The following is a 25,349-nucleotide window of genomic DNA, read 5'->3' on the forward strand; positions in this document are numbered from 1 at the left end:
CAGGTTGTCGGACAAGAGGGTTGCCGGTCTCAGTCAGTCGTCAAAAGCGCGGAGTCGCGATGTCTGTCACGGGTGCGGGTGCTGATCTGATCGTTATCAATGGTCGCGTGCAGACCATGGACGATGACAATCCCGCCGCCGAGGCCATTGCCATCAGGGATGGCGCCATCATCGCCATCGGCAGCCGCGCCGCCATTGAAGCGCTCAAGGGACCGGCCACCAAGGTTATCGACGCCAAGGGCGGATCGGTAATTCCTGGTTTCATCGAAGCCCACATGCATCTGTTCTCGGGAGGGGCCGAACTCGCGCATCTTCAGCTTGGCGGTATCCACGGCTTCGAGGCGCTGCAAAAGGCGATCCGCGATTACGCATCGACACGGCCCGAGGCGAAGATGCTGGTCGGGCAAGGCGTCGACTACACCGTGCTCGGCGACGAGCGGGTGACGCGCCACCATCTCGACGCCATCCTGCCGGACCGTCCCTTTTGCATGGCGGCGCCAGATCACCACACGATGTGGGCCAATACCAGGGCGCTGGAGATGGCCGGCATCCTGCAGGGACGCACGCTTGGTCCGGGCAATGAGATCGTCATGGGCGACGACGGCCTGGCCGCCGGCGAATTGCGTGAGGGCGAGGCGTTCGGTCCGGTGCTCGACCTAGCCGGCGAAAGCCGGGTGCGGCTGGGGCTTTCGACCGGCGGCGAACCCGACCCGATGCCGTCGGCCGCAGAGCGGGCCGCCGACCGCGACATCATGCGGCGCGGGCTTGCCTGGTGCGCGCGCCACGGCATCACCTCGATCCAGAACATGGACGGCAATCTCTACCAGCTCGAACTGCTTTCCGAGATCGAGGCCGAGGAAGGCTTGCCCTGCCGTGTCAAGATTCCGTTCCACTACAAGAATTTCATGACGATCGACATGCTGGAGAAGGCCTCCGTCATGGCCGAGCGCTACGACAACGAGTGGCTGTCATCGGGCATGGTCAAGGTGTTCTATGACGGCGTGCTCGATTCCTGGACGGCTGTCATGGTCGAGCCCTATGCCGATCGTCCCGACTGGGTCGGCGAGCCGCTGTTCACGCCGCAGCAATTCATCGATCTTGCTGTGGCAATCGACAAGCGTGGGTTGCAGATCGCCGTGCACTCGATCGGCGATGGCGCGGTGCGCGCAGTGCTTGATGGCTATCAGGCGGCGCAGAAGGCCAACGGCAAGCGCGACAGCCGGCACCGGGTCGAGCACATCGAGGTCACCACTGCGGCTGACGTGCCCCGTTTCGCCGAACTCGGCGTCATCGCCTCCATGCAGCCGCCGCATCCGCCCGGCGCGATGGATTTTCCGCTGGAGCCGACCGTGTCGCGCATCGGGCCGGCTCGCTGGCCGCTGAGCTATGCCTGGCGCACTCTGAAAAGTGCCGGCGCCCATGTTGTGTTCGCGTCGGACTGGCCGGTGTCGCCGATCGACCCGATCCTGGGCATTCAGGCGGCATTGCTGCGCAAACCATGGGCAGAAGGCGATCCCGACCAGAGTTTCTCGCTGCAGGAAGCGCTCGCCGCCTACACGGTCGAGGGCGCCTATGCCGAATTCGCAGAGCATCGCAAAGGGGTTCTGAACCCCGGCTACATGGCGGATCTGGTGGTTTTGTCGGCCGATATCGAGAAGACGGCGCCGGCGGACCTGCACAAGGTTCGCCCGGTGACGACGGTCTGCGGTGGCAAGGTCACCTACCAGGTCTGAGAATGGCATGCGGCTTGCGAAGCTTCCGGCTTGCAAGACGAATTGACTGACTGAACTGTGATTCAATGCCGGACTTGCCAACCTACCGGCCGTGTGGTCACATCGAACAGGGGAAAAACTCCGCCGAAAAGAGCGGGGTCAACAGTGAGGCGTATCGTGCCGGAAAAACCGGATCGGAATGCAATTGAAGTCGTAAACGTCAGTAAAATTTTCGGATCAGGGGAAGGGCAGGTCGCGGCCCTCGACACGGTCTCGGTATCCATCCGCGAGAACGAGTTCTTCACCCTGCTGGGCCCATCAGGTTGCGGCAAGACCACGTTGCTGCGGCTGATTGCCGGCTTCGACTTTCCAACCGCCGGCGAAATCCTGCTCTACGGCCAGGATATCGCACCGCTGCCGCCCTTCAAGCGGCCGGTCAACACCGTCTTTCAGTCCTATGCGCTGTTCCCGCATATGACCGTCGCCGACAATATCGGCTTTGGCCTCGAAATGCTGGGCAAACCGAAGACCGAGATCAAGGCGCGCGTCGCCGAGATGCTGAAGCTGGTGAAGATGGAGGCGCTGGCGGGCCGGCGCACCAGCCAGATCTCCGGTGGCCAGCAGCAGCGCGTGGCGCTCGCCCGTGCACTCGCGCCACAGCCCAAGGTGCTCCTGCTCGACGAACCGCTCTCGGCGCTCGACTACAAGCTGCGCAAGGAAATGCAGATCGAATTGAAGCGGCTGCAGCACGAGACCGGCATCACCTTCATCTTCGTCACCCACGACCAGGAAGAAGCGCTGACCATGTCGGACCGCATCGCCGTGATGTCGTCGGGCAAGATCCTGCAGGTCGGTTCGCCGCGCGACATCTACGACCGGCCGGCCGAACGCTTCGTCGCCGACTTCATCGGCGAGTCCAACTTCCTCAAGGCGGATGTGGTTGGCGCGACTGGTGGCCGTGCGACGGTGAAACTGTCGTCGGGAACGGAAATTCCGGCCTCGCTGCCGGAAGGCTTCAGCCCCAGCGGCAAGGTCACCATCGTCGTGCGTCCCGAGCATGCGCAGTTGGGCGCGGCCAGCCCGAGCGCCTCGCTGTCCGGCACCGTCGAGAACATCGTCTATCTCGGCACCGATACGCACTTCCATCTGCGCCTTGCCGGTGGCGAACCGTTCATCGTGCGGCGCCAGAACAGCCGCGGCGCCGGTGACGGCATCGTGCAGGGCGGTCAGGTCGGCATCATGATCGGCAACGACGCCGCGCAAGTGCTGAAGGACTGATCATGGCGACCGCGGAAGAAGTCGCCAAGGCAGCGGAGCGGCGCGATGTGCGCGACCGCTGGCTGCTGTCAGCGCCAGCATTGCTGGTGATTTTCCTCGCCGCGACCGGCCCCTTGCTGATCGTGCTGATCTACTCGTTCCTGACGCCTGGCCCCTATGGCGACGTGAAGTGGCAGTTTTCGCCCGATGCCTGGCTGTCGGTGTTCATGGAACGCGACATTTTCGACGATACGCTTTCGCTTGCGGCGGCGCATGTCACCATTTTCTGGCGCTCGATCAAGCTTGCGGTGGTGACGACGATCGCCACTTTGGCGCTCGGGTTTCCGACCGCCTATTTCATGGCGACGCGCAGTGAGAAGACCAGGGATCTCTGGCTGTTCCTGATCACCATTCCGTTCTGGACCAACCTCCTGATCCGCACCTTCGCCGTGTTGCAGATCATCCGCAACGAAGGCATCATCAACACCATCCTGCTCAAGCTCGGCATCGTCTCGGCCCCGGTGCAGATCCTCTACACCGACACCGCGATCCTGATCGGCATGGCCTATGTCTACCTGCCGCTGATGGTGCTGCCGATCTATGCCAGCATGGAGAAGCTTGATTTCCGGCTGGTCGAGGCGGGCTACGATCTCTACGCGACACGCTTCAAGGTGCTGCGCAAGATCATCTTTCCGCTGGTCAAGCCCGGCGTCATCGCCGGCTCCATCCTGGTCTTCATTCCCGCCCTTGGCGCTTACGTGACGCCCAGCGTGCTTGGCGGCGGCAAGAACATGATGCTGTCCAATCTGATCGAATTGCAGTTCGGGCAGGGCCGCAACTGGCCGCTCGGCTCGGCGCTGTCGATCACGGTGATGATCATCGTCATGGTGGCGCTGCTTGCCTATGTGCGCAATGCCGGCAAGTCGGGGGTGCGGCATGGCTAAGAACTTTTCCATCAAGCACCAGACCGGCTTCACTGCGATCGCCGCGACCTGTTTCATCGTGCTCTATCTGCCGATCATCGTGCTGGTCGCCTACGCCTTCAACGCGGCGAACTCGACGTCCGAATGGGGCGGCTTTTCGATGCGATGGTTCCAGTCGGCGTGGCAGAACGTGCAAGTCATCGACGCGACGCTGCGCTCGTTCCAGATCGGCGCCGTCGCGGCGATGCTGTCGACCATCTTTGCCACCATGGCGGCGCTCGCCACCACGCGCACGGCGTCCTATCCGGGCCTGACCTTCAAATATGCGGCGATCAACCAGCCGCTGATGGTGCCCGAGATCGTCACCGGCGTGGCGCTGCTGATCTTCTTCTCGCGCATCAAGATCTTCACCGGCTATTCCGGCCTCGGCTATTTGATCGCGGCGCACACTGCGTTCTGCATTCCCTTCGCCTATCTGCCGATCCGGGCGCGGCTCGAAAACATGGACCTGACGCTGGAACGCGCCGCGGCCGATCTCTACGCGACGCCGTGGAAGACCTTCCGCCGCATCACGCTGCCGCTTTTGTGGCCCGGCATCCTTGCCGGACTGATGCTGGCTTTCGTCATCTCGCTCGACGACGTCGTCATCACCGAGTTCGTCAAATCCGGTGGCCAGGACACGCTGCCCACCTACATGCTCGGCCAGATCCGCCGCGGCATCACGCCTGAGATCAACGCGATATCGACCGCCTTCCTGCTGCTTTCGGTCGCGATCGTCACGTTGTTTTTCTTTGTCAGCAGGAAGCGAGACTGAACCTACAAATGGGAGTTAAAACCATGAACTGGAAAACAACGACGGCCGCCATGGGGTTGGCGCTGCTCGCAACGTCGGGCTTGGCCCGCGCCGACGGCGAGCTGAACATTTACAACTGGGGCAACTACACCAGCCCCGACGTGATCAAGAAGTTCGAAGCCAAGTACAATATCAAGGTGACCATCACCGACTACGATTCGAATGACACAGCTCTGGCCAAGGTGCGCCAGGGCGGCACCGGCTTCGACATCGCGGTGCCGTCGCAGACCTATGTGCCGATCTGGATCAAGGAAGGTCTCGTCCAGGAGACCGATCCGGGCAAGATGGAGAACTTCAAGAACGTGGCGCCGGAATGGGCCAATCCCGACTTCGACCCCGGCCGCAAATATTCGGTGCCGTGGGCGCTGGGCACCGTCGGCGTCGTCGTCAACACCGATGCCTACAAGGGGCCGGCCGACAGCTGGGGCATCATCTTCAACACGCCAGATGAGTTGAAGGGCAAGGTCAATGTCGTTCCGGAGATGAATGACGTTATCTTCGCGGCGATCAAATATGTCGGCGGCCAACAGTGCACCGACGACAAGACGGTGCTGAAGAAGGTGCGTGATACGCTTGTCGCGGCCAAGCCGAACTGGATCGCCATGGAATACAACACCATCGAGAAGATGGGCGCCGGCGACTTCAAGGCGACCAGCGACTGGAATGGTTCGGCGCTGCGCCAGCGGCTGGCCAATCCGGCCATCCACTACAACTATCCGAAGGAAGGCTACGGCCTGTGGAGCGACAACGTCGTCGTTCTCAAGGAAGCCAAGAACGTCGAAAACGCCAAGCTGTTCCAGAACTTCATCATGGATCCGGAAAATGCGGCGGGCCTCTCGGCTTTCCACCGCTACGCCAACGCCATCACCGGCTCGGACAAGTACATGCCGGCGGACATGAAAGACGCGCCGGAAGTCGTCATTCCGGAGGCTGCGAAGGCACAGGGCGAATTCCAGACGATGTGCGCGCCGGAGATCCAGGACATCTACACCAAGATCTGGACCGAACTGCAGAAGTAATCGCTTCGCGAAGGACCCGGCGGCCCATGCCGCCGGGTCTTTTCTTTTCCGGAATGGCATTATGGACCCTTACCGCAATTCCGATCCGCGGCCGCCGATCATGCAGGGCTCGCCGCCGCAAATGGCGCTGCCGAAGCTCGATTGGGACCGGCCGCCATGGAACCGCTGGGCCTTCCAGCATATCCGCGAATTCCTGCCGACCATCGAGGTCTGGCGCGGCAATGGTCATCGCCATCGTCTCGAACGCGCCGAGACCGATCTCGACGGGCTGGCTGTGGAGGACAGTGAGGGCCGTGCGACGACGCTCGCCGGTCTGCTCGACGAGACCTACACCGACGGCTTCCTCGTGCTCAAGGGCGGCAAGGTCGCCTATGAGCGCTACTTCAACGGCATGGACGAGCGCACGCTGCATTTGTCGCAGTCGATGGCGAAGTCGATTACCGGCACTGTGTTCGGCATACTGGTCGGCCGAGGACTGATCGATCCGGCCAAACCGGTGACCGCCTACCTGCCGGAACTCGGCGAAACCGGCTGGGTCGGCGCGAGCGTTCAGCATGTGCTGGATATGACCACCGGCGTGCGCTTTTCCGAGGAATACACGGACCGTTATTCCGATATCGGCCAGGTCGATGTCGCCACCGGTTGGAAGCCGGTGCCGCCGGGCAGCGATCCGGATTTCCAATGGCCGTCGCACCTGTTCGAACTGATCCTGCGGCTGAAGGACAAGGTGCGGCCGCATGGTGCTGAATTCGAATACCGCTCGATCGAGACTGACGTGCTGGCCTTCATCATGGAGCGGGTGACCGGCAAGCGGCTGGCTCAGCTGGTCTCGGAGGAACTCTGGCAAAAGCTCGGCGCCGACGAGAGCGCCTGCTTCACCGTCGACAGCGCCGGCTATGCGCTGGCCGATGGCGGCTTCAACGCGACGCTACGCGACTACGCCCGCTTCGGCCAGCTGATCCTCGACAAGGGCCGCGGCATCGTGCCCGCCGACTGGATCGATGCGACGCGCAACGGCAAGCATGGACCGGTCTTCAATCCGAGCCTGTCGGAAGGCAGCTATCGCAACCAGTTCTGGATCGAGAACCCGCGCTCGCGCGCGCTGATGTGCCGGGGCGTGTTCGGGCAGGTGATCCATATCGACTGGGATACCAGCATGGTCGTGGTCAAGCTCTCGACCTATCCGGATTTCAGCAATGTCGCCTATTCGGTGGCGACGCTGAAGGCGGTGCACGCCATCGCCAAGGCGCTTGGCTGATCCCAAACAAACCATCCTTTTGAGGAAACGTTCATGACCGGCAAGACCGCGTTCGAGACCCGCTACGGCTTTCGCCGTGACGAGGTGCTGCTTTCCAACTGGCGCGAAAACCCGTTCAACCGGTGGTCGTTCCAGAACCTTGGCGAACTGGTGCCGACCGCCCGTGTGGCGGCGACGCCGGGAAGCGTCGAGGCGCCTGCGCGGGATCTCGGCGGGCTGCTAGCCGAAAAGGTTTCGATCGCCGGCGCGCCGGAAACGGTGGCAGAATTCCTCACACGTTCGAGCAGCGACGCGCTGACGGTGATGAAAGGCGGCAAGGTTATCGGCGACTGGTTCGCGCCGCATATGGATTTCGGCGCTCGTCACATCATCTTTTCGATCAGCAAGTCGGTCACCGCCATCATCGCCGGAATACTGGAAGGCGAGGGCGTGTTCGATCCGCAAGCGCCGGTGACACAGTACTTTCCGGAAGCCGCCGGCTCGGCCTATGCCGATGCGAGCTGCCGGCATGTGCTCGACATGAGCGTCAGCCTCGATTTCGAGGAGGCCTATCTCGATCCGGAAAGCGCCTTTGCCCGCTACCGTCGCGCCACGCTGTGGAATCCCGGCGGCGGCACGGAAAGCCTGCGCGAATTCATCCTGACTTTGCAGCGGCTCGCCGAACCGCATGGCGAGACCTTCCGCTACCGCTCGCCCAATTCCGACCTGCTCGGCATTCTGCTCGAGCGCGCTTCGGGACAGCGCTTCCCTGACCTGATGCGCGAGAAACTATGGCTGCCGCTGGGTACTGTCAGCGAGGCCTCGATCGGTGTCGACATGGAAGGCACGGCGCGCACCGCCGGCGGCATTTCGGTGACGCCGCGCGATCTCGCACGTATCGGCGAGATGATGCGGCAGGGCGGCACCGCCAATGGCCACCGCATCGTGCCGGAAGCCTGGGTGCGCGATACGACGGTTGCAGGCGGCAGCGCGGAAGCCTGGCAGCGCGGTACGATGGTGTCGCTGTTCCCGAAGGGCCGTTACCGCAACAAATGGTACCAGACGGGTCACGAAAACGGCGCCTATTGCGGCATCGGCATCCACGGCCAGTGGCTCTATGTCAGCCCCAGGGACGAGGTGGTGATTGCAAAAATGGGATCGCAGCCGGTGCCTGAGGACCATGCGCTGGAAGGCGAGATCGTTGCCTTCTTCGAGGCGCTGAGTCGGCTGATGTAGCCCATTCCGGACATCCGAGCCGCGGCGCGTTCCTGTGGACCTAGCGCGTCTATGAAAACACCGCAGTTGGCGGCGCGGACGTCTGCGCCTATGGTCGCCGCTCTTTTGCGACAAGGACCAGCATGGCATCGGACAGCAAGCGCATCGCAGCAATCATCGCGGCCGAGATCGGCGCGCGGCCGGAACAGGCGGCGGCGGCCATCGGGCTGCTCGACGAGGGCGCCACGGTGCCGTTTGTGGCGCGCTACCGCAAGGAGGTCACCGGCGGGCTCGACGACACGCAATTGCGCGACCTTGCCGAGCGGCTGGGTTATCTGCGCGAGCTCGATGCGCGCCGTGATACCATTCTTGGCTCCATCCGCGAGCAAGGCAAGCTGACCGAGGAGCTTGAAGGCAAGATCGTCGCCGCCATCACCAAGGCCGAGCTGGAAGACATTTATCTGCCCTACAAGCCCAAGCGCCGCACCAAGGCGGAGATCGCCCGGGAGCGCGGGTTGGGGCCACTGGCGGAGGCGATCCTCGCCAACCGTTCGTTGGTGCCGGCTGAGCTGGCACTGGCCTATGTGACTGAGGAAGTGGCGGACGCCAAGGCCGCTCTGGAGGGCGCGCGCGACATCCTGTCGGAGCAGTTTGCGGAAAATGCCGATCTGGTTGGCAAATTGCGGACCTACATGAAGGAGCGCGCTTTCATGCGTGCCCGCATGGTCGACGGCAAGCAGGAAGTTGGCGCAAAGTTCTCCGACTATTTCGACCATGTCGAGCGCTGGGCCAATGTGCCGAGCCACCGTGCGCTGGCCATGCTGCGCGGCCGCAACGAAGAGGTGCTGTCGCTCGACATCGAGGTCGATGCCGACGATGCCTCGCCGGTAAAGCCGGTCGAGCGGATGATCGCCAATGCCTATGCCATCGGCGGCAGCCTACCGGGCGACCGCTGGCTGATGGACGTCGCCGGCTGGACCTGGCGCATAAAACTGTCGCTGCATTTGACGCTCGATTTGATGCGCGACCTGCGCGAACGGGCGGAGGAAGAGGCAATCCACGTCTTTGCCCGCAATCTCAAGGATTTGCTGCTGGCGGCACCTGCCGGATCGCGCGCCACGATGGGGCTCGATCCCGGCATCCGCACCGGCGTCAAGGTCGCGGTGGTCAACGGCACCGGCAAGGTGCTGACAACGACGACAGTTTATCCATTTCCGCCGAAGAACGATGTGCGCGGCACACAGGCGGAACTGGCCAGGCTCATCCGCCTGCACAAGGTCGAGTTGATCTCGATTGGCAACGGCACCGGCAGCCGCGAGACCGAGAAGCTGGTCGCAGACATGCTGTCCGACATGCCGGCGGAAGGCGGGCCAAAGCCGCTCAAGGTGATCGTCAGCGAAGCCGGCGCTTCAGTCTATTCGGCCTCGGCGACGGCGGCTGCTGAGTTTCCCGGCCTCGACGTGTCGCTTCGCGGTGCTGTGTCGATCGCCAGGCGCCTGCAGGATCCGCTCGCCGAACTGGTCAAGATCGAGCCGAAGTCGATCGGCGTCGGCCAGTACCAGCACGATGTCGACCAGTACCGGCTCGGCCGCTCGCTGGAAGCGGTGGTGGAGGACGCGGTCAACGCCGTCGGCGTCGACCTTAACACGGCGTCTGCGCCTCTCTTGGCACGCGTGTCCGGCCTTGGCGCATCGCTGGCCGATGCCATCGTCGCCCATCGCGATGCGACCGGGCCGTTCGCCAGCCGCAAGGAGCTGCTCAAAGTAGCGCGACTCGGACCGCGCGCGTTCGAACAATCCGCCGGCTTCCTGCGCATTGCCAATGGCAGTGAGCCGCTCGACGCCTCGTCGGTGCATCCGGAAGCCTATGGCGTGGCCAAGAAGATCGTCGCCGCCTGCGGCCGTGATCTGCGCTCGCTGATGGGCGACAGCGCCGCTCTCAAGGCGCTCGACCCACGCATCTTCGTCGATGAGCGTTTTGGCCTGCCGACGGTGCGCGACATCATTGCCGAACTGGAAAAGCCCGGCCGCGACCCTCGGCCCGGCTTCAAGACCGCGACCTTCGCCGACGGTGTCGACGACATCAAGGATCTGAAGCCCGGTATGCAGCTGGAAGGTACGGTGACCAACGTCGCCGCCTTCGGCGCCTTCGTCGATATCGGCGTCCACCAGGACGGGCTGGTGCATGTCTCGCAACTGGCCGACCGTTTCATCAAGGACGCGCATGAGGTGGTCAAGGCCGGCGATGTCGTGAAGGTGCGGGTCGTCGATGTCGACATCAAACGCAAACGCATTGCACTGTCGATGCGCAAGGATGGCGGCGAGGGCGGTGCATCGAAAGGGCCACGCGACAATGGCGGCGGCAGGCCTGCGCCGCGTTCGCCGGCGCTGCAGCGTCAGCCGGAACGGCCGGCTCAGCAAGGCGCGTTCGGCGCTGCGTTGGCCGATGCGCTGAAGCGGAAGTAGCTATTCTACTGCAGACCGTAAGCAGTTCGCTTCAAAGGGTTCAAGGATCATTGAGCGGACCCTCTCCCTCGAGAATTGCCATAATGTCGCGAGCGCCATGCAAAATACGCTCGATACGCACTTCATCGCCCTCGGCGGTGTAAAATATGACATAGCGCTGAAATGCGATGGAGCGCAGGCCAGGCCTAAGGGTTGGACGAGGAACACCGCCACGTGGCGCATCTGCAATCCGGCCACATCGCTCCCTGAGCGCAATGATGAAGCGTCGAGCCGCGGCTGGATTTTCGGCGTGGATGTAGTCGCCGATCTCTTCAACATCCTGCGCAGCCGCTGGCGCAAATATGACCGCCATTGGTCACGGCTTTCCGCCGCTGTATTTTGCTTCCAGCCGCTCGAACACCTGGTCGGCTGGAATGCCCGGACCGCTTTCCACGCCTTTGCGGATATCCTCTCGCAACGCCGCCAGCTTTGCCTCGCGCTGCTCTTCGCGTTCTTCCAGTAGGCGCAGGCTATCGCGCACCACTTCACTGGCGCTGGCATAGCGGCCACTCTCGACCAACTCGCGCACCAATGTCTCATAACGGGGGCCGATGCTGTAACTTGCAGGCATGACATTTTCCTTTCGATTTATCCAAAATTATCAATTTTTGATAAACCTGCCAAGTTAAATCTGGTTGGGAACCTGGCCCAGCAGCCAGTCGCGAAAACTGGCGACCGGTGGATGGCCGCGCTTGTCGTGCGGCACGACGAGGTAGTAGGCGCTGCGGCTTTGCATCGGCTGGCCGGGGGCCGGAACGAGCTGACCGCGCTGCAATTCGCCGGATATGAGAACCTGCGGCAGGAGCGCGACGCCAAGCCCCGCCATGCAGGCCTGGGCGACGGTGCCGAATTGCTCGAACTGCATGCCCGGCCCGGTCGGCGCGCTCAGACCCTGTTCCTCGAACCATTCGCTCCAGGCGCCGGGACGCGTCGCCATGTGCAGCAGCGGCAGGCGGCTGATGTCTGCTGCCGTTGCGATATGGCGGCTGGCGAGGAATTCGGGTGAAACTACCGGCATCACGGTTTCGCGCATCAGAAGCGTGGAGTCGGCGTCCGGCCAGTCGGGCAGGCCGTGATGAATGGCGGCGTCGAGCCGTTCGCGGGCGAAATCGAAACGGCCGATGCGGGTGACAAAGTTGATGGTGATGTCGGGGTTCTTCGAGACGAAATCCGGGATCAGCGGCATCAGCCAGCGCGTGCCGAAGGTCGGCAGTATGGCGAGGTTGAGGATGCCGCTATGCCGATTGCTCATCAATCCGAGTGCTGCGTCGCGCAACTGGCCAAGTGCCGCGCGCACCGCTTCGGCATAGATTTCGCCCGCCGTCGACAGCCGGACATTGCGGCTGTCGCGCTCGAACAGCCGGCGGCCGAACTGCTCTTCCAGAAGGCCGATTTGCCGGCTGATGGCGCCCTGGGTCAGGTCGAGTTCCTGCGCAGCGGCGGTGAAAGAGCCGAGACGAGCCACCGCTTCGAAGGCGGCAAGGGCGCTGGTGCTTGGCAAAAGGCGGCGCTGGACGTTCATGATCCATTACTACAGCTCATTGATCGGTTATGCAATTTCGTTTGATTTTCTCGGGATGGAGGCCGATAAGCCCGGCAATCAATATTTTGCTGGGAGAGACCGAGAGCCATGGCCGCCGATAAGAACGCGTTCGTCTGGGAAGACCCTTTCCTGATCGAGAACCAGCTCTCCGAGGACGAGCGCATGGTGCGCGACGGTGCCGCCGCTTTCGCCGCCGATAAACTCGCGCCGCGGATTGAAGAAGCCTATCTCGAGGAAAAGACCGATGCCGGCATCTTTCGCGAGATGGGCGAGGCCGGTCTGCTCGGCATCACCATCCCTGAGGAATATGGCGGGCTCGGCGCCAATTACGTGACTTACGGGCTGGTGGCGCGGGAAGTCGAGCGCGTCGACTCAGGCTATCGCTCGATGATGTCGGTCCAATCGTCGCTGGTGATGTATCCGATCCATGCCTATGGCTCGGAAGCGCAGCGCAAAAAGTACCTGCCGAAGCTCGCCTCCGGCGAGTGGATCGGCTGCTTCGGCCTCACCGAGCCGGACGCCGGCTCCGATCCGGGCGGGATGAAGACGCGGGCCGAGAAGACGGCGGACGGGTACAAGATCTCCGGCTCGAAAATGTGGATCTCCAACGCGCCGATCGCCGATGTGTTCGTCGTCTGGGCGAAGTTGAAGGGCGAGAACGGCAAGGACGAGATCCGCGGCTTTGTGCTGGAAAAGGGCATGAAGGGGCTGTCGGCGCCGAAGATCGGCGGCAAGCTGTCGCTACGCGCGTCGATCACCGGTGAGGTGGTGATGGAAGGCGTCGAAGTCGGCGAAGACGCGCTGCTGCCCAACGCCAAGGGCCTCGGCGGTCCGTTCGGCTGCCTCAACCGGGCGCGCTACGGCATTTCCTGGGGCGCGATGGGCGCGGCCGAGGATTGCTGGCACCGGGCGCGGCAATACGGCCTCGACCGCAAGCAGTTCGGCAAGCCGCTGGCCGGCACGCAGCTGTTCCAGAAGAAGCTCGCCGACATGCAGACCGAGATCGCGCTGGGCTTGCAGGGCTCGCTGCGCGTCGGGCGGCTGATGGACGAAGGCAAGATGGCCCCGGAGATGATCTCCATAGTCAAGCGCAACAATTGCGGCAAGGCGCTCGACATCGCCCGCCAGGCCCGCGACATGCATGGCGGCAACGGCATCCAGATCGGCTACCACGTCATGCGCCACGCGCAGAATCTCGAGACCGTCAACACCTATGAAGGCACGCATGACGTGCATGCGCTGATTTTGGGAAGGGCCCTGACGGGCATCCAGGCGTTTTTCTGAGCCCTACGGTTCGTCATCCTCGGGCTTGACCCGAGGATCCATGCCGCGACGTCAAGGCGCCGCCACGGTGAAGAATATTCAGGGCAGGGTTCGGCAGAGCGTTCTGCTCCGCTGCGAGCTTCGGCAAGCGTAACGGCATGGATCCTGGGGTCTGCGCCGCGTCGCTTCGCTCCTTGCTCCGCCCCAGGATGACGAAGGCGCGAAAGGCCTTCGCCAATCCCCGACGCCTAAGGCAGGCACGGCGATGACCGGTCGCCAAGCGCGATTGCTCGTTCCTTAGCTGCTTAAATTAGGTGCACCGCAACATCTGTGCTTGGAGAATGCCCAGCAGATGTGTCAGGGTTCGACGAGTTAAACGCCGATCTCCGGGGCCCCATGGCAATTCTGGCAGCCGTCTATCACCTGACCCATTACAAATATGACCGGCCCGTGGTTCTCGGCCCCCAGGTCATCAGGCTGCAGCCGGCGCCGCATTCCCGCACCAAGGTGCTCAGCCATTCGCTGAAGATCGGGCCGGCAAACCACTTCGTCAATCTGCAGCAGGACCCCTACGGCAATTTCCTTGCCCGCTTCGTCTTTCCGGAGCCGGTGACCGAATTGAAGATCGAGGTCGACCTCGTCGCCGACATGACGGTCTACAATCCGTTCGATTTCTTCGTCGAGCCGTCGGCCGAGACGTTCCCGTTCGAGTATCCCGAAGAGATCAGGGACGATCTCACCATCTACCGCACGCCGGAGCCGGCGGGGCCGCTGCTGTCGGCCTTCCTCGCAACGATCGACCGTAGCGCCACCAACACCGTCAATTTCGTTGTCGACCTCAATGCGCGGCTGCAGCGCGAGATCGCCTATATCGTGCGCATGGAAACCGGCGTGTTCTCGCCGGAGGAAACGCTGGCCGCGAAAAAGGGCTCTTGCCGGGATTCGAGCTGGCTGCTGGTGCAGATTCTGCGCAACCTCGGCATCGCCGCACGCTTCGTCTCCGGCTACCTGATCCAGTTGAAGCCCGATCTGGTGGCGCTCGATGGTCCGGCCGGGACGGCCGTCGACTTCACCGACCTGCATGCCTGGTGCGAGGTCTATCTGCCGGGCGCCGGCTGGATCGGCTTCGATCCGACCTCGGGCCTGCTCACCGGCGAAAGCCATGTGCCGCTGGCGGCAACGCCGCATTTCCGCAACGCCGCGCCGATCTCCGGCATGGCGAGCTTCGCCAATGTCGAGTTCGGCTTCGACATGCGGGTCGACCGCCTCGCCGAACATCCGCGCATCACCAAGCCGTTCTCGGATGAAAGCTGGCAGGCGCTGGATGCACTCGGCAACAAGGTCGATGCCGCGCTGACAGACGGCGACGTCAGGCTGACCATGGGCGGCGAGCCGACCTTTGTCTCCATCGACGATTTCGAGTCGGCCGAATGGAACACCGCCGCCGTCGGCCCGACCAAGCGCGAAAAGGCCGATGCACTGATCAGAAAGCTGCGCGAACGTTTCGCGCCGGGCGGGTTTCTCCATTACGGCCAGGGCAAATGGTATCCAGGCGAGAGCCTGCCGCGTTGGACCTTCTCGCTCTATTGGCGCACCGACGGCCAGCCGGTGTGGAGCGATCCGTCGCTGATCGCACGCGAAAAGAGCGATGCGAAGGTTGGACCGCAGCAGGCCGAAAGCCTGCTGACGGCAATCGCCGGCGAGCTCGGCATCGACAAGGCGATGGTCAGCGAAGCCTATGAAGACCCGGCCGAATGGCTGCTCAAGGAAGGCAAGCTGCCCGACAATGTCGATCCTTCCAACTCTAAGCTGGAGGACCCGGAAGAGCGCAGCCGCATGGCGAAAGTGTTTGAGCGCGGGCTGACCAAGCCGTCGGGTTACGTGCTGCCGGTGCAGCGCTGGAACAGCCAGGCTTCTGATCCGCGCTGGCGCTCGGAAAAGTGGAAGACGCGGCGCGGCCGACTGTTCCTGGTGCCGGGCGATTCGCCGGTCGGCTATCGCCTGCCGCTGGGTACGCTGCCCTATGTGCCGCCGGCGCAGTTCCCCTATATCGTACCGGTCGATCCGTCGCTGCCACGCGGCGGGCTGCCGGCGCGAGAGGCGATCTTGCCTTCCGCCGCTCCGGCTGAACTGGAAGGCGCCGACGAAATGGCGCGCCGCCAGCAGGCGATTTCTTTCACCGCGACGACCGGTCAGCAGGACCGGGTCGAGCAGGAGATCACCGAGATCGGCGGCGCGGTGCGCACAGCACTTTCGGTCGAGCCGCGCGACGGGCGCCTTTGCGTGTTCATGCCGCCGGTCGAGGCGCTGGAAGACTATCTCGAACTGGTCGCGGCAGCCGAAAACGCGGCCAAGGCGATAGGTCTTCCTGTGCACATCGAAGGCTATGGCCCGCCGCACGATCCGCGCCTCAACGTCATTCGCGTCGCGCCCGATCCCGGTGTCATCGAGGTCAACATCCATCCGGCCGCCAACTGGCAGGACTGCGTGGCGACGACCACGGCGATCTACGAGGAAGCGCGGCAGACACGGCTTGGCGCCGACAAGTTCATGATCGATGGCCGCCACACCGGCACCGGCGGTGGCAACCATGTCGTCGTTGGCGGCGCGACGCCTAATGACAGCCCGTTCCTGCGCCGGCCCGATCTATTGAAGAGCCTGGTGCTGCAATGGCAGCGGCGCCCGTCACTGTCCTATCTGTTTTCCGGCCTGTTCATCGGCCCGACCAGCCAGGCGCCGCGCTTCGACGAGGCGCGGCATGACTCGCTTTACGAACTTGAGATCGCGATGGCGCAGGTGCCGCATCCGGACCAGGGCAATGCACCACTGCCGTGGCTGGTCGACCGGTTGTTCCGCAATCTCCTCACCGACGTCACCGGCAACACGCATCGCTCGGAAATCTGCATCGACAAATTGTTCTCGCCGGATGGGCCGACCGGCCGGCTCGGCCTGGTCGAGTTCCGCGGCTTCGAAATGCCGCCGAATGCGCGCATGTCGCTGGCGCAGCAGCTTCTGGTGCGCGCCATCATTGCCCGCGCGTGGAAGAGCCCGCTCGACGGCCGCTTCGTACGCTGGGGCACCTCGCTGCATGACCGTTTCATGCTGCCGCATTATGTCTGGGCGGATTTTCTCGACGTGCTCGACGACCTCAAGCTCAACGGTTTCGAGTTCCGCCCGGAATGGTTCGACGCCCAGCTCGAGTTCCGTTTTCCGTTCTGCGGCGAAGTCCAGCATGCCGGCATCAAGCTGGAACTGCGGCAGGCGCTGGAGCCTTGGCATGTCATGGGCGAACAGGGCGCCATTGGCGGCACCGTGCGCTTCGTCGATTCCTCGGTCGAACGGCTGCAGGTCAGGACCGAAGGCCTCAATCCGGAGCGTCATGCCATCGTCTGCAACGGCCGCGTCGTGCCGATGAAGGTGACCGACAACAGGGAGGTCGCGGTGGCGGGCGTGCGCTTCAAGGCCTGGCAGCCGGCGTCGGGCCTGCATCCGGCGCTGCCGGTCAACACGCCGCTGGTCTTCGACATCTACGACCGCTGGTCGGGTCGGGCGGTTGGCGGCTGCGTCTACCATGTCGCGCATCCCGGCGGGCGCAGCTACGATACCTTCCCGGTCAACGGCAACGAGGCCGAGGCGCGGCGGCTTGCCCGCTTCGAGCCGCGCGGCCACACCCCGTCGGCCTATGTGCTGCGCAACGAAGAAGCCTCTGAAGACTTCCCGATGACCCTTGACCTCAGGCGGCCATCAAGACTCTGATCAGCGATGGCAAAGGGGAATCAGAAAAAGATACGCGGCAACCCGCTGAGGCACAGTCTGCTGGAGCACTACCAGCCGATTGACGGCGTCGTCGACGAGATGGTCGATGCGGCAGGCAATCCGCGCCCGGTATGGAAGAACTTCATCGATGCGCTGGAAGAGCTTGGCCCCGAAAAGCTCGGCCAGCGCTTCGCCCGCGCCGACCAGTATCTCCGTGATGCCGGCGTCTATTACCGCGTCTACGACAAGGCCGGCGCGAATGAGCGCGAATGGCCGCTGGCGCATGTTCCGCTGCTGATCGAAGACAAGGAATGGGCTGAGATCAGCGCCGGCCTCATCCAGCGCGCCGATCTGTTCGAGGAGATAGTCGCTGACATTTACGGGCCGAACCGGCTGATTGAGAAGGGCATCCTGCCGGCGGGATTGATTGCGGCGAGCCCGGAATATTTGCGACCTGTTGTCGGCACCGTGCCGGCGAGTGGCCATTTTCTGCATTTTTGCGCCTTCGAACTCGGCCGTGGGCCAGACGGAAGCTGGTGGGTGCTGGGCGACCGTACACAGGCGCCGTCGGGCGCCGGCTTCGCGCTGGAAAACCGCGTCGCCACGACACGCGCCTTGTCCGACATCTATGGCGAGATGCATGTCCACCGTCTCGCCGGCTTCTTCCGCCGCTTTCGCGACGCGCTCATCGGCATGGCCAAGGAAAACGATGGCCGCGTCGCCATCCTGACGCCGGGGCCGCTCAACGAGACCTATTACGAGCATGCCTATATCGCCCGCTATCTCGGCATCATGCTGCTCGAGGGCGAGGACCTGACCGTCTCCGGTGGCAAACTGATGGTGCGCACGGTTTCCGGTCTGATGCCGATCAGCATGCTGTGGCGGCGGCTCGATGCCGCCTTCGCCGATCCGCTGGAACTTAGACCAGACTCGCAGATCGGCACGCCGGGGCTGGTCGAGGCGATCCGCCAAGGCGCCGTTTCGACGGTCAACGCGCTGGGTTCGGGCCTAATGGAAACGCGGGCGCTGCTCGCCTTCCTGCCAAAAATTTCGCGCGAATTGCGCGGCGAAGAGCTTTTGTTGCCAAGCGTTGCCACCTGGTGGTGCGGGCAGGACAGCGAACGCCGGCATGTGCTCGCCAATCTCGACCGCATGGTGGTCGGCCCGGCGCTATCGACGCGGCTTGCCTTCGAAGACGACGACCAGACAAGACTCGGTTCGGCACTTACGGCTGACGAACGTGCCGCGCTGATTGCGCGCATCGAGAGCGACAGCGGCGGTTTCGTTGGCCAAGAAGCGGTGACGCTGTCGACGACACCGGTCTATGTCGGCGGCTGGCTGGAGCCACGGCCGGCGAGCCTGCGCGTCTATCTGGCGCGCACGTCGGAGGGCTGGACTGTGATGCCGGGTGGTTTCGCCCGCGTCGGCCTGTCGCTCGACCCGACGGCCATCGCCATGCAGCGCGGTGGCCAGGCGGCCGACGTCTGGGTGGTCAGCGACCGGCCGGTCGAGCGCGAGACGCTGCTGCCGCAGGAGCATGACAGTTTTGCCCGCACCATGCCGGGCAGCCTGCCCAGCCGTGCGGCGGAAAACCTGACCTGGCTCGGCCGCTACATCGAGCGCTCGGAAGACACGGTGCGCATCCTGCGCGCCTATCATGTGCGGCTGGCCGAAACGTCCGATCCGGACATGCCGCTGCTCGCCGATGTCAGGGACTATCTCGAACCGTTCGGCATCGACCTCGAAGCGGCCATTCCGCCTGCATTGATCGGTACGCTGGACAGCGCCGTCTACAGCGCCGGGCAGATCAGAGACCGGTTTTCGCCCGATGGCTGGCTGGCGCTGAAAGACCTGTCGAAGACCATCCACCAATTCGCAACGACAGTGGCGCCGGGCGACGATGCGACGAGGGCGATGACGGTGATGCTGCGCAAGCTCGCCGGCTTTTCCGGCCTGCTGCACGAGAACATGTACCGTTTCACCGGCTGGCGTTTCCTCGAGATCGGCCGGCGCATCGAACGCGGCATCCAGATCGCCCGCACGCTTGCCCGTCTCACCCGCTCCGGCGCGACGGATGGTTCGCTCGACATGATGCTGGAGATCGGCGACAGCGTCATGACCCACCGCCGGCAGTATCCGGTGCGGGCCGGGCGACGCACGGTGATCGACCTCCTGGCGCTCGACCCGCTCAACCCGCGCTCGATCCTGTTCCAGCTCGAGCGGCTGAAGGCGGAGATCGGGCTGTTGCCCTCGGTTGGCCCGGAGGGACATATGTCGGTGGCGGCCAAGGAAATCCTGCAGCTCAACACGGCCATTGCCGTCATGGAGCCATCGGAGATGTCGGCGGAGGTGCTGGACGATCTCGCCACTGAAATCGGCAACCTCTACAACAGCCTCGCCAAAGCGTATTTCGGCTAAGCAGCGCGGTTTTGCGAGAAGAGCCTGCGCCAAAACTAGAAAAGTAGGGCATGCTGTACGATATCAGGCTTCATCTCAGCTACGATTATGACGCCGCGGCCGGTGGCAGCCGACATCAGGTGCGTGTGTTGCCGCAGACTATTGCCGGCGTGCAACGCGTCGTCGCCGCCTCGCTTTCGTTTGTGCCGACCCCGTCGGAGCGCACGGATTTTGCCGATTTCTTCGGCAATAATGTCACCGCGATCGCCTTTCGCGATGTCCATGACGGGCTCGACATCAGAATGAGCGCGCGCGTGTCGGTGTCGCGGCCTGAGCCTGGGCTCGACGTGTCGCCCGACTTGCAACGCCTGAGGGAAGAACTCGGCGCGGTGCGGTCACTGGCGCCTGACGCCCCGCATCACTTTCTCACGGCCAGCGATCATGTCGGCATCGATGCGGCGATCACCGCCTATGCACGCGGCAGCGCCAGCGGCTCGACGGTTGGCACGGCCATCGATCTGTGCAACCGCATCCACCGCGACTTCACTTATGATGGTGAGGCGACCACCGTTCATACCAAGGCCACCGACGCCTTCCGTTTGAAGCGGGGCGTGTGCCAGGATTTCTCCCACATCATGATCGCCGGCCTGCGCGGGCTGGGCATCCCCGCCGGTTATGTCAGCGGCTTCCTACGCACCATTCCGCCGAAAGGAAAGCCGCGGCTCGAAGGCGCCGACGCCATGCATGCATGGGTCAAGGTGTGGTGCGGGCGCGATGCCGGCTGGCAGGAATTCGACCCGACCAACGGCATGCGGGCGAGCAACGACCACATCACCGTTGGCTATGGCCGTGACTATTCCGACGTGGCGCCGATCGTCGGAGTGCTGAAAACCACCGGCGGACAGGTCGGCGACCAGGCGGTCGATGTCATTCCGGTCGCCCTCGAAAAGGCCTGACGGCCTCGAAGCCTGTGGGCCTGACGCGATTCTGATGGCGTGACGGAACCAGCGGCCATTCCGGTGCTTATCTCTGAGCAAAATCTCGTGGAGGGGGCATGCTGGACAGATCCGGAGCGCCATCCGGCCGATCGGCTGCCGGGCAGGGAGACAATGGGGCACCGAAAAACGGCGCGCAGACGTCTGCCGATCAGGCCTCGCTCACCTATGTCAGCGACAGTGAGCCCGGTATCCGCCGCCTGAAGGCGGGCGAGGGATTTTCGTACAAAGGCGCGAAGGGGCAGACCCTCAGTGCGGCAGCCATCGCCCGCATCAAGGCGCTGGCGATACCGCCGGCCTGGACGGATGTGTGGATTTCGCCCGATCCCACCGGCCATATCCAGGCGACCGGACGCGACCAGCGCGGGCGCAAGCAGTATCGCTACCATCCGCTGTGGGCGGCGGAGCGCGACGGCGCCAAATATTCGAGCCTTGTCGCCTTTGCCGAAAGCCTGCCGGAATTGCGCCGCAGCATCGATGCCGATCTGCGTCGCCACGGCCTGCCGGCAGAGCGCGTCGTGGCGGCAATCGTCTGGCTGCTCGACAACACGATGATCCGGGTCGGCAATGCCGCCTATGCCCGCGACAACAAGAGTTTCGGGCTGACCACGCTGCGCGACCGCCACGTCGACATCAAGGGATCGAGCCTGCGCTTTGCCTTCAAGGGCAAGTCCGGCAAGGAATGGAAATTGAAGCTGGTCGACCGCCGCATCGCCCGGGTCGTGCGCGGCGCGCAGGATATTCCGGGGCAAAAGCTGTTCCAATATTTGGACGAGGACGGGGCGAGGCATCCGGTGCGTTCCGACGACGTCAATCGCTATATACGCGACGCCGTCGGAGAAGACTTCAGCTCCAAGCACTTCCGCACCTGGGGTGGCACCATCCATGCCGCCTCGCTGTTTGCGCAGACGGAGCTTCCCGAGAGCCAGGCCGGAGTGAAGCGGGTGACGAACACCGTCATCGACAAGGTGGCACAGCGGTTGGGCAACACGCGTGCCGTCTGCCGCAAATGCTATATCCATCCGCAGGTGTTCGAAGCGTGGTCGCAAGGACGGCTGCTCAGCGAAATAACCGAGGCCAACAAGCGCAAGCGATCGATAGACGGTCTCGACGACGAAGAGGCGCTGGTGCTGCGGTGGCTGAAGGCCAGCGAAGCTTGAAAAATTGCCCTAACTTTTTTGTCGACGCCATGTCGGCATAGGCCCTACTGTTTCGTCCTTTGATACAGAAAAGGACGTCTCATGCTCTACGCTATCCTCTGCTATGCCTCCGAAGATGTCGTCTCCTCCTGGAGCAAGGCACAGGATGACGAGGTGATGGCGAAACTCCTGAACGTGCAGGAAAAATACGCCAAGGCCGGCCGGCTTGGCCCGGTGGCGCGGCTTTTGCCGACCACCGCCGCGACGACGCTGCGCAGGGTCAAGGGCGAAGCGGTGGTCATCGACGGGCCGTTTGCCGAGACCAAGGAGCAGTTCCTCGGCTTCTACACGCTCGAATGCGCCGATCTCGACGAGGCCGTCGACTTCGCGCGCGAGCTTTCCGAGGTCAATCCGAGCGGCGGATCCTATGAGATCCGACCGGTTTCCGTGTTCGACCCAACCAGAGTCTTGAAATGACCGACCTTTCCTGGATCAGCTCCGCGATCTCAGCCGCCCGCCCGCAGGCGATGGGTGCGTTGCTGCGCTACTTCCGCGATCTCGATACGGCGGAAGAGGCTTTCCAGGATGCGTGCCTGAGGGCGCTCAAGAATTGGCCGCAGAACGGGCCGCCGCGCGATCCGGCTGCATGGCTGATCTTTGTCGGCCGCAACAGCGGCATCGACGCGGTGCGCAAACGCGCCAAGCAGGCGCCGATGCCGGAAGAGGACCAGATATCGGACCTCGAAGATGCCGAGAGCGATATCGCCGAACGGCTGGACGGCGCGCATTACCGCGACGATATTCTGCGGCTGCTGTTCATCTGCTGCCATCCCGATCTTCCGCCGACACAACAGATCGCGGTGGCGCTGCGCATTGTTTCCGGTATCACCGTCAAGCAGATCGCGCGCGCCTTCCTGGTCGGCGAAAGCGCCATGGAGCAGCGCATCACCCGTGCCAAGGCGCGCATTGCCGACGCCGGCGTGGCCTTTGAGACGCCGGGCGCGGTCGAGCGCTCGGAGCGGCTCGCGGCCGTCGCGGCCATGGTCTATCTGATCTTCAACGAGGGCTATTCGACCAACAGCGGCGAGGCGCCGGCCCGCGCCCCGCTCTGCGAGGAGGCGATCCGGCTGGCGCGCCTGCTGCTCAGGTTGTTCCAGACCGAGCCGGAGATTATGGGCCTGACGGCGCTGCTTCTGCTGCAGCATGCCCGCGCCCCGGCCCGGTTCGACGAGAATGGCGAGATCGTGCTGCTCGACGACCAGGACCGCTCGCTGTGGAGCCGCAAGATGATCGACGAGGGCCTGGCGCTCGTCGACAAGGCGCTGCGCCACCAGAAACCAGGGCCCTACCAGGTCCAGGCGGCAATCGCCGCTCTGCATGCGCGGGCGGCAACGCCCGAGGATACCGACTGGACCGAGATCGATCTGCTCTACAGCCTTCTGGAAAGGATGCAGCCATCGCCGGTGGTGACGCTGAACCGCGCCGTCGCGGTCGCCAAGGTGCGCGGCCCCGAAGCTGCCCTTGCGATGATCGAGCCGCTCGGCGAAAGGCTCTCCGGCTATTTCCACTTCTTCGGCCTCAAGGGTGGGCTGTTGATGCAACTCGACCGTGGCGAGGAGGCGCGTGTCGCTTTCGACCGCGCCATTGCACTTGCCAATACGGCGGCGGAAGCCGCCCATATCCGCATGCATATCGACCGGCTTATGCGAGACGGCGCCGTGCGTCCCACGGTGCAAAAGGCAAACTGAGCGCCATCTGCCCATCTGGTTCATTCGAGTCTGGCTCAATCGTGCAGCTTGGGCTTGGACCATGCCGGGGTGGCGATTTTCCCCTGAAACGAGTAATGCCACGCCATGACGGCGCCTGACGTGCCTGCGGCACGCAGGCGACATGGTGCGAAGGCTCGACCGCCGCCACATGATGGCGAGCGGATCTGAAAGGGATAAAAATGACGATAGCGAAGGAAACGGCTGAACTTCTGGCGAAACTTGGCGTGGCCAAGGACGCGCTTACCGGCGGCGACCTCATCGTGCGCAGCCCGGTGACGGGCGAGCAGATCGCGGCGCTGAAGACGATTTCACCGGCCGAGGCGGCCAAAGCCATCGACGCCGCGCACACGGCTTTCCAGGCTTGGCGGATGGTGCCGGGTCCCCGGCGCGGCGAACTGGTGCGGCTGCTCGGCGAGGAGTTGCGCGCCCACAAGGCCGAGCTTGGCCGGCTGGTGTCGATCGAGGTCGGCAAGATCCCGTCCGAGGGCCTTGGCGAAGTGCAGGAAATGATCGACATTTGCGATTTCGCCGTCGGCCTGTCCCGCCAGCTCTACGGCCTGACCATCGCCACCGAGCGCCCCGGCCATCGCATGATGGAGACCTGGCATCCGCTCGGCGTCGTCGGGGTCATCTCGGCCTTCAACTTCCCGGTCGCGGTGTGGTCCTGGAATGCTGCCCTTGCTCTGGTCTGCGGCGATGCCGTGGTGTGGAAGCCGTCGGAAAAGACGCCGCTGACGGCGCTTGCCTGCGAAGCGATCTTTGCACGTGCGGTCAAGCGCTTCGGCGCGGATGCGCCGCAGGGCCTGGCGCCGGTGCTGATCGGCGATCGCGCCATCGGCGAGATCCTGGTCGATCATCCCAAGGTGCCGCTGGTTTCGGCCACCGGCTCGACGCGCATGGGCCGGGATGTCGGCCCAAGGCTGGCCAAGCGCTTTGCCCGCGCCGTGTTGGAGCTCGGCGGCAACAATGCCGGTATCGTTTGCCCGACCGCCGATCTCGACATGGCGCTGCGCGCCATCGCTTTCGGCGCCATGGGCACGGCCGGCCAGCGCTGCACGACGCTCAGGCGCTTGTTCGTGCATGACAGCGTCTATGACGCGCTGCTGCCGCGCCTGAAGAAGGCCTACGAAAGCGTCTCGGTTGGCAATCCGCTGGAAACCTCTTCGCTGGTCGGTCCGCTGATCGACAAGGCGGCCTTCGACGCCATGCAGAAGGCACTGAAGGAAGCCGGCGCCCATGGCGGCAAGGTGACCGGCGGCGCGCGGGTCGAGAATGGCCACCCGGACGCCTATTACGTGCATCCGGCACTGGTCGAAATGCCGAAGCAAGTCTCGCCGGTGACGGAAGAGACCTTCGCGCCGATCCTGTATGTGATGAAATATTCCGACTTCGACGCCGTGCTCGACGAGCACAATGCGGTTGGCGCCGGCCTGTCATCGTCGATCTTCACCCGCGACCTGCAGGAATCCGAGCGCTTCCTCGGCGTCGACGGTTCGGATTGCGGCATCGCCAACGTCAACATCGGCACGTCGGGCGCCGAGATCGGCGGCGCGTTCGGTGGCGAAAAGGAAACCGGCGGCGGCCGCGAGAGCGGTTCGGACGCCTGGAAGGCCTATATGCGCCGCGCCACCAATACGGTGAACTATTCGAAGGCGCTGCCGTTGGCCCAGGGCGTGTCGTTCGACATCGACTGAGGCGCTGCGCCAGCTTCCCTGACCAGTTGATCCATCCCGATTCAGTCGGGGTGGATCGCTATCGTGAGCGCGG

General features: G+C 63.8%; 19 protein-coding genes. 16 read left to right on the forward strand and 3 right to left on the reverse strand.

What is annotated here, in order from left to right:
- Nucleotides 1–59 precede the first annotated feature (59 nt).
- The 8 genes from H0241_RS11620 to H0241_RS11655 all read left to right on the forward strand — a co-directional run bounded on the left by H0241_RS11620 (nucleotide 60) and on the right by H0241_RS11655 (nucleotide 10,681).
- On the forward strand, nucleotides 60–1,733 hold the full coding sequence (locus tag H0241_RS11620; RefSeq protein WP_181057545.1) for an amidohydrolase: 1,674 nt from the start codon (nucleotides 60–62) through the stop codon (nucleotides 1,731–1,733).
- A 156-nt stretch (nucleotides 1,734–1,889) separates the two neighbouring features.
- On the forward strand, nucleotides 1,890–2,990 hold the full coding sequence (locus tag H0241_RS11625; protein WP_181057686.1) for an ABC transporter ATP-binding protein: 1,101 nt from the start codon (nucleotides 1,890–1,892) through the stop codon (nucleotides 2,988–2,990).
- Between the two features lie 2 nt (nucleotides 2,991–2,992).
- On the forward strand, nucleotides 2,993–3,913 hold the full coding sequence (locus H0241_RS11630) for an ABC transporter permease (protein ID WP_181057546.1): 921 nt from the start codon (nucleotides 2,993–2,995) through the stop codon (nucleotides 3,911–3,913).
- A complete protein-coding gene (locus tag H0241_RS11635) occupies nucleotides 3,906–4,706 on the forward strand; it encodes an ABC transporter permease (RefSeq protein WP_181057547.1) in 801 nt (266 codons plus the stop codon). The genes H0241_RS11630 and H0241_RS11635 overlap by 8 nt, the downstream gene beginning before the upstream one ends.
- A 23-nt stretch (nucleotides 4,707–4,729) precedes the next feature.
- On the forward strand, nucleotides 4,730–5,764 hold the full coding sequence (locus H0241_RS11640) for an ABC transporter substrate-binding protein (RefSeq protein ID WP_181057548.1): 1,035 nt from the start codon (nucleotides 4,730–4,732) through the stop codon (nucleotides 5,762–5,764).
- Between the two features lie 61 nt (nucleotides 5,765–5,825).
- The gene (locus tag H0241_RS11645) at nucleotides 5,826–7,022 is read left to right on the forward strand and encodes a serine hydrolase domain-containing protein (protein WP_181057549.1); all 1,197 of its coding nucleotides are present in this window, start codon (nucleotides 5,826–5,828) and stop codon (nucleotides 7,020–7,022) included.
- Nucleotides 7,023–7,055: 33 nt separating this feature from the next.
- A complete protein-coding gene (locus H0241_RS11650) occupies nucleotides 7,056–8,237 on the forward strand; it encodes a serine hydrolase domain-containing protein (RefSeq protein ID WP_181057550.1) in 1,182 nt (393 codons plus the stop codon).
- Between the two features lie 122 nt (nucleotides 8,238–8,359).
- On the forward strand, nucleotides 8,360–10,681 hold the full coding sequence (locus H0241_RS11655; protein ID WP_181057551.1) for a Tex family protein: 2,322 nt from the start codon (nucleotides 8,360–8,362) through the stop codon (nucleotides 10,679–10,681).
- Between the two features lie 40 nt (nucleotides 10,682–10,721).
- Here H0241_RS11655 and H0241_RS11660 read toward each other — a convergent pair whose 3' ends face one another.
- The 3 genes from H0241_RS11660 to H0241_RS11670 are packed head-to-tail and all read right to left on the reverse strand — an operon-like array spanning nucleotide 10,722 to nucleotide 12,242.
- Nucleotides 10,722–11,033 carry a type II toxin-antitoxin system RelE/ParE family toxin gene (locus H0241_RS11660; RefSeq protein ID WP_181057552.1) on the reverse strand — a complete coding sequence of 104 codons (312 nt, stop codon included), beginning with the start codon at nucleotides 11,031–11,033 and terminating at the stop codon, nucleotides 10,722–10,724.
- Nucleotides 11,034–11,036: 3 nt separating this feature from the next.
- Nucleotides 11,037–11,291, reverse strand: coding sequence for a type II toxin-antitoxin system ParD family antitoxin (locus tag H0241_RS11665; protein WP_181057553.1), 255 nt, complete (start codon nucleotides 11,289–11,291; stop codon nucleotides 11,037–11,039).
- A gap of 54 nt (nucleotides 11,292–11,345) precedes the next feature.
- Nucleotides 11,346–12,242 carry a LysR family transcriptional regulator gene (locus tag H0241_RS11670; RefSeq protein WP_181057554.1) on the reverse strand — a complete coding sequence of 299 codons (897 nt, stop codon included), beginning with the start codon at nucleotides 12,240–12,242 and terminating at the stop codon, nucleotides 11,346–11,348.
- Nucleotides 12,243–12,350: 108 nt separating this feature from the next.
- Here H0241_RS11670 and H0241_RS11675 point away from each other — a divergent pair, with 108 nt between their 5' ends.
- From H0241_RS11675 to amaB, 8 genes are all read left to right on the forward strand, one after another.
- Nucleotides 12,351–13,547, forward strand: a complete 1,197-nt coding sequence (locus H0241_RS11675; protein WP_181057555.1) for an acyl-CoA dehydrogenase — start codon at nucleotides 12,351–12,353, stop codon at nucleotides 13,545–13,547.
- Between the two features lie 375 nt (nucleotides 13,548–13,922).
- Nucleotides 13,923–17,282 carry a transglutaminase family protein gene (locus H0241_RS11680; RefSeq protein WP_181057556.1) on the forward strand — a complete coding sequence of 1,120 codons (3,360 nt, stop codon included), beginning with the start codon at nucleotides 13,923–13,925 and terminating at the stop codon, nucleotides 17,280–17,282.
- A 6-nt stretch (nucleotides 17,283–17,288) separates the two neighbouring features.
- The gene (locus H0241_RS11685; RefSeq protein ID WP_181057557.1) at nucleotides 17,289–19,700 is read left to right on the forward strand and encodes a circularly permuted type 2 ATP-grasp protein; all 2,412 of its coding nucleotides are present in this window, start codon (nucleotides 17,289–17,291) and stop codon (nucleotides 19,698–19,700) included.
- 50 nt (nucleotides 19,701–19,750) lie between these two features.
- On the forward strand, nucleotides 19,751–20,635 hold the full coding sequence (locus H0241_RS11690; RefSeq protein WP_181057558.1) for a transglutaminase family protein: 885 nt from the start codon (nucleotides 19,751–19,753) through the stop codon (nucleotides 20,633–20,635).
- A gap of 98 nt (nucleotides 20,636–20,733) precedes the next feature.
- On the forward strand, nucleotides 20,734–21,834 hold the full coding sequence (locus H0241_RS11695) for a DNA topoisomerase IB (RefSeq protein ID WP_181057559.1): 1,101 nt from the start codon (nucleotides 20,734–20,736) through the stop codon (nucleotides 21,832–21,834).
- 81 nt (nucleotides 21,835–21,915) lie between these two features.
- Complete coding sequence (locus tag H0241_RS11700) at nucleotides 21,916–22,290, forward strand: YciI family protein (protein WP_181057560.1); 375 nt, start codon at nucleotides 21,916–21,918, stop codon at nucleotides 22,288–22,290.
- Nucleotides 22,287–23,561 (forward strand): RNA polymerase sigma factor, encoded by a 1,275-nt coding sequence (locus H0241_RS11705; protein ID WP_181057561.1) that lies wholly within the window; start codon nucleotides 22,287–22,289, stop codon nucleotides 23,559–23,561. The genes H0241_RS11700 and H0241_RS11705 overlap by 4 nt, the downstream gene beginning before the upstream one ends.
- Before the next feature lie 200 nt (nucleotides 23,562–23,761).
- On the forward strand, nucleotides 23,762–25,276 hold the full coding sequence (gene amaB / locus H0241_RS11710; protein ID WP_181057562.1) for an L-piperidine-6-carboxylate dehydrogenase: 1,515 nt from the start codon (nucleotides 23,762–23,764) through the stop codon (nucleotides 25,274–25,276).
- Nucleotides 25,277–25,349: the final 73 nt, after the last annotated feature.

The sequence above is a fragment of the Mesorhizobium neociceri genome, assembly GCF_013520985.1.
GTDB classification, from domain to species: Bacteria; Pseudomonadota; Alphaproteobacteria; order Rhizobiales; family Rhizobiaceae; genus Mesorhizobium; species Mesorhizobium neociceri.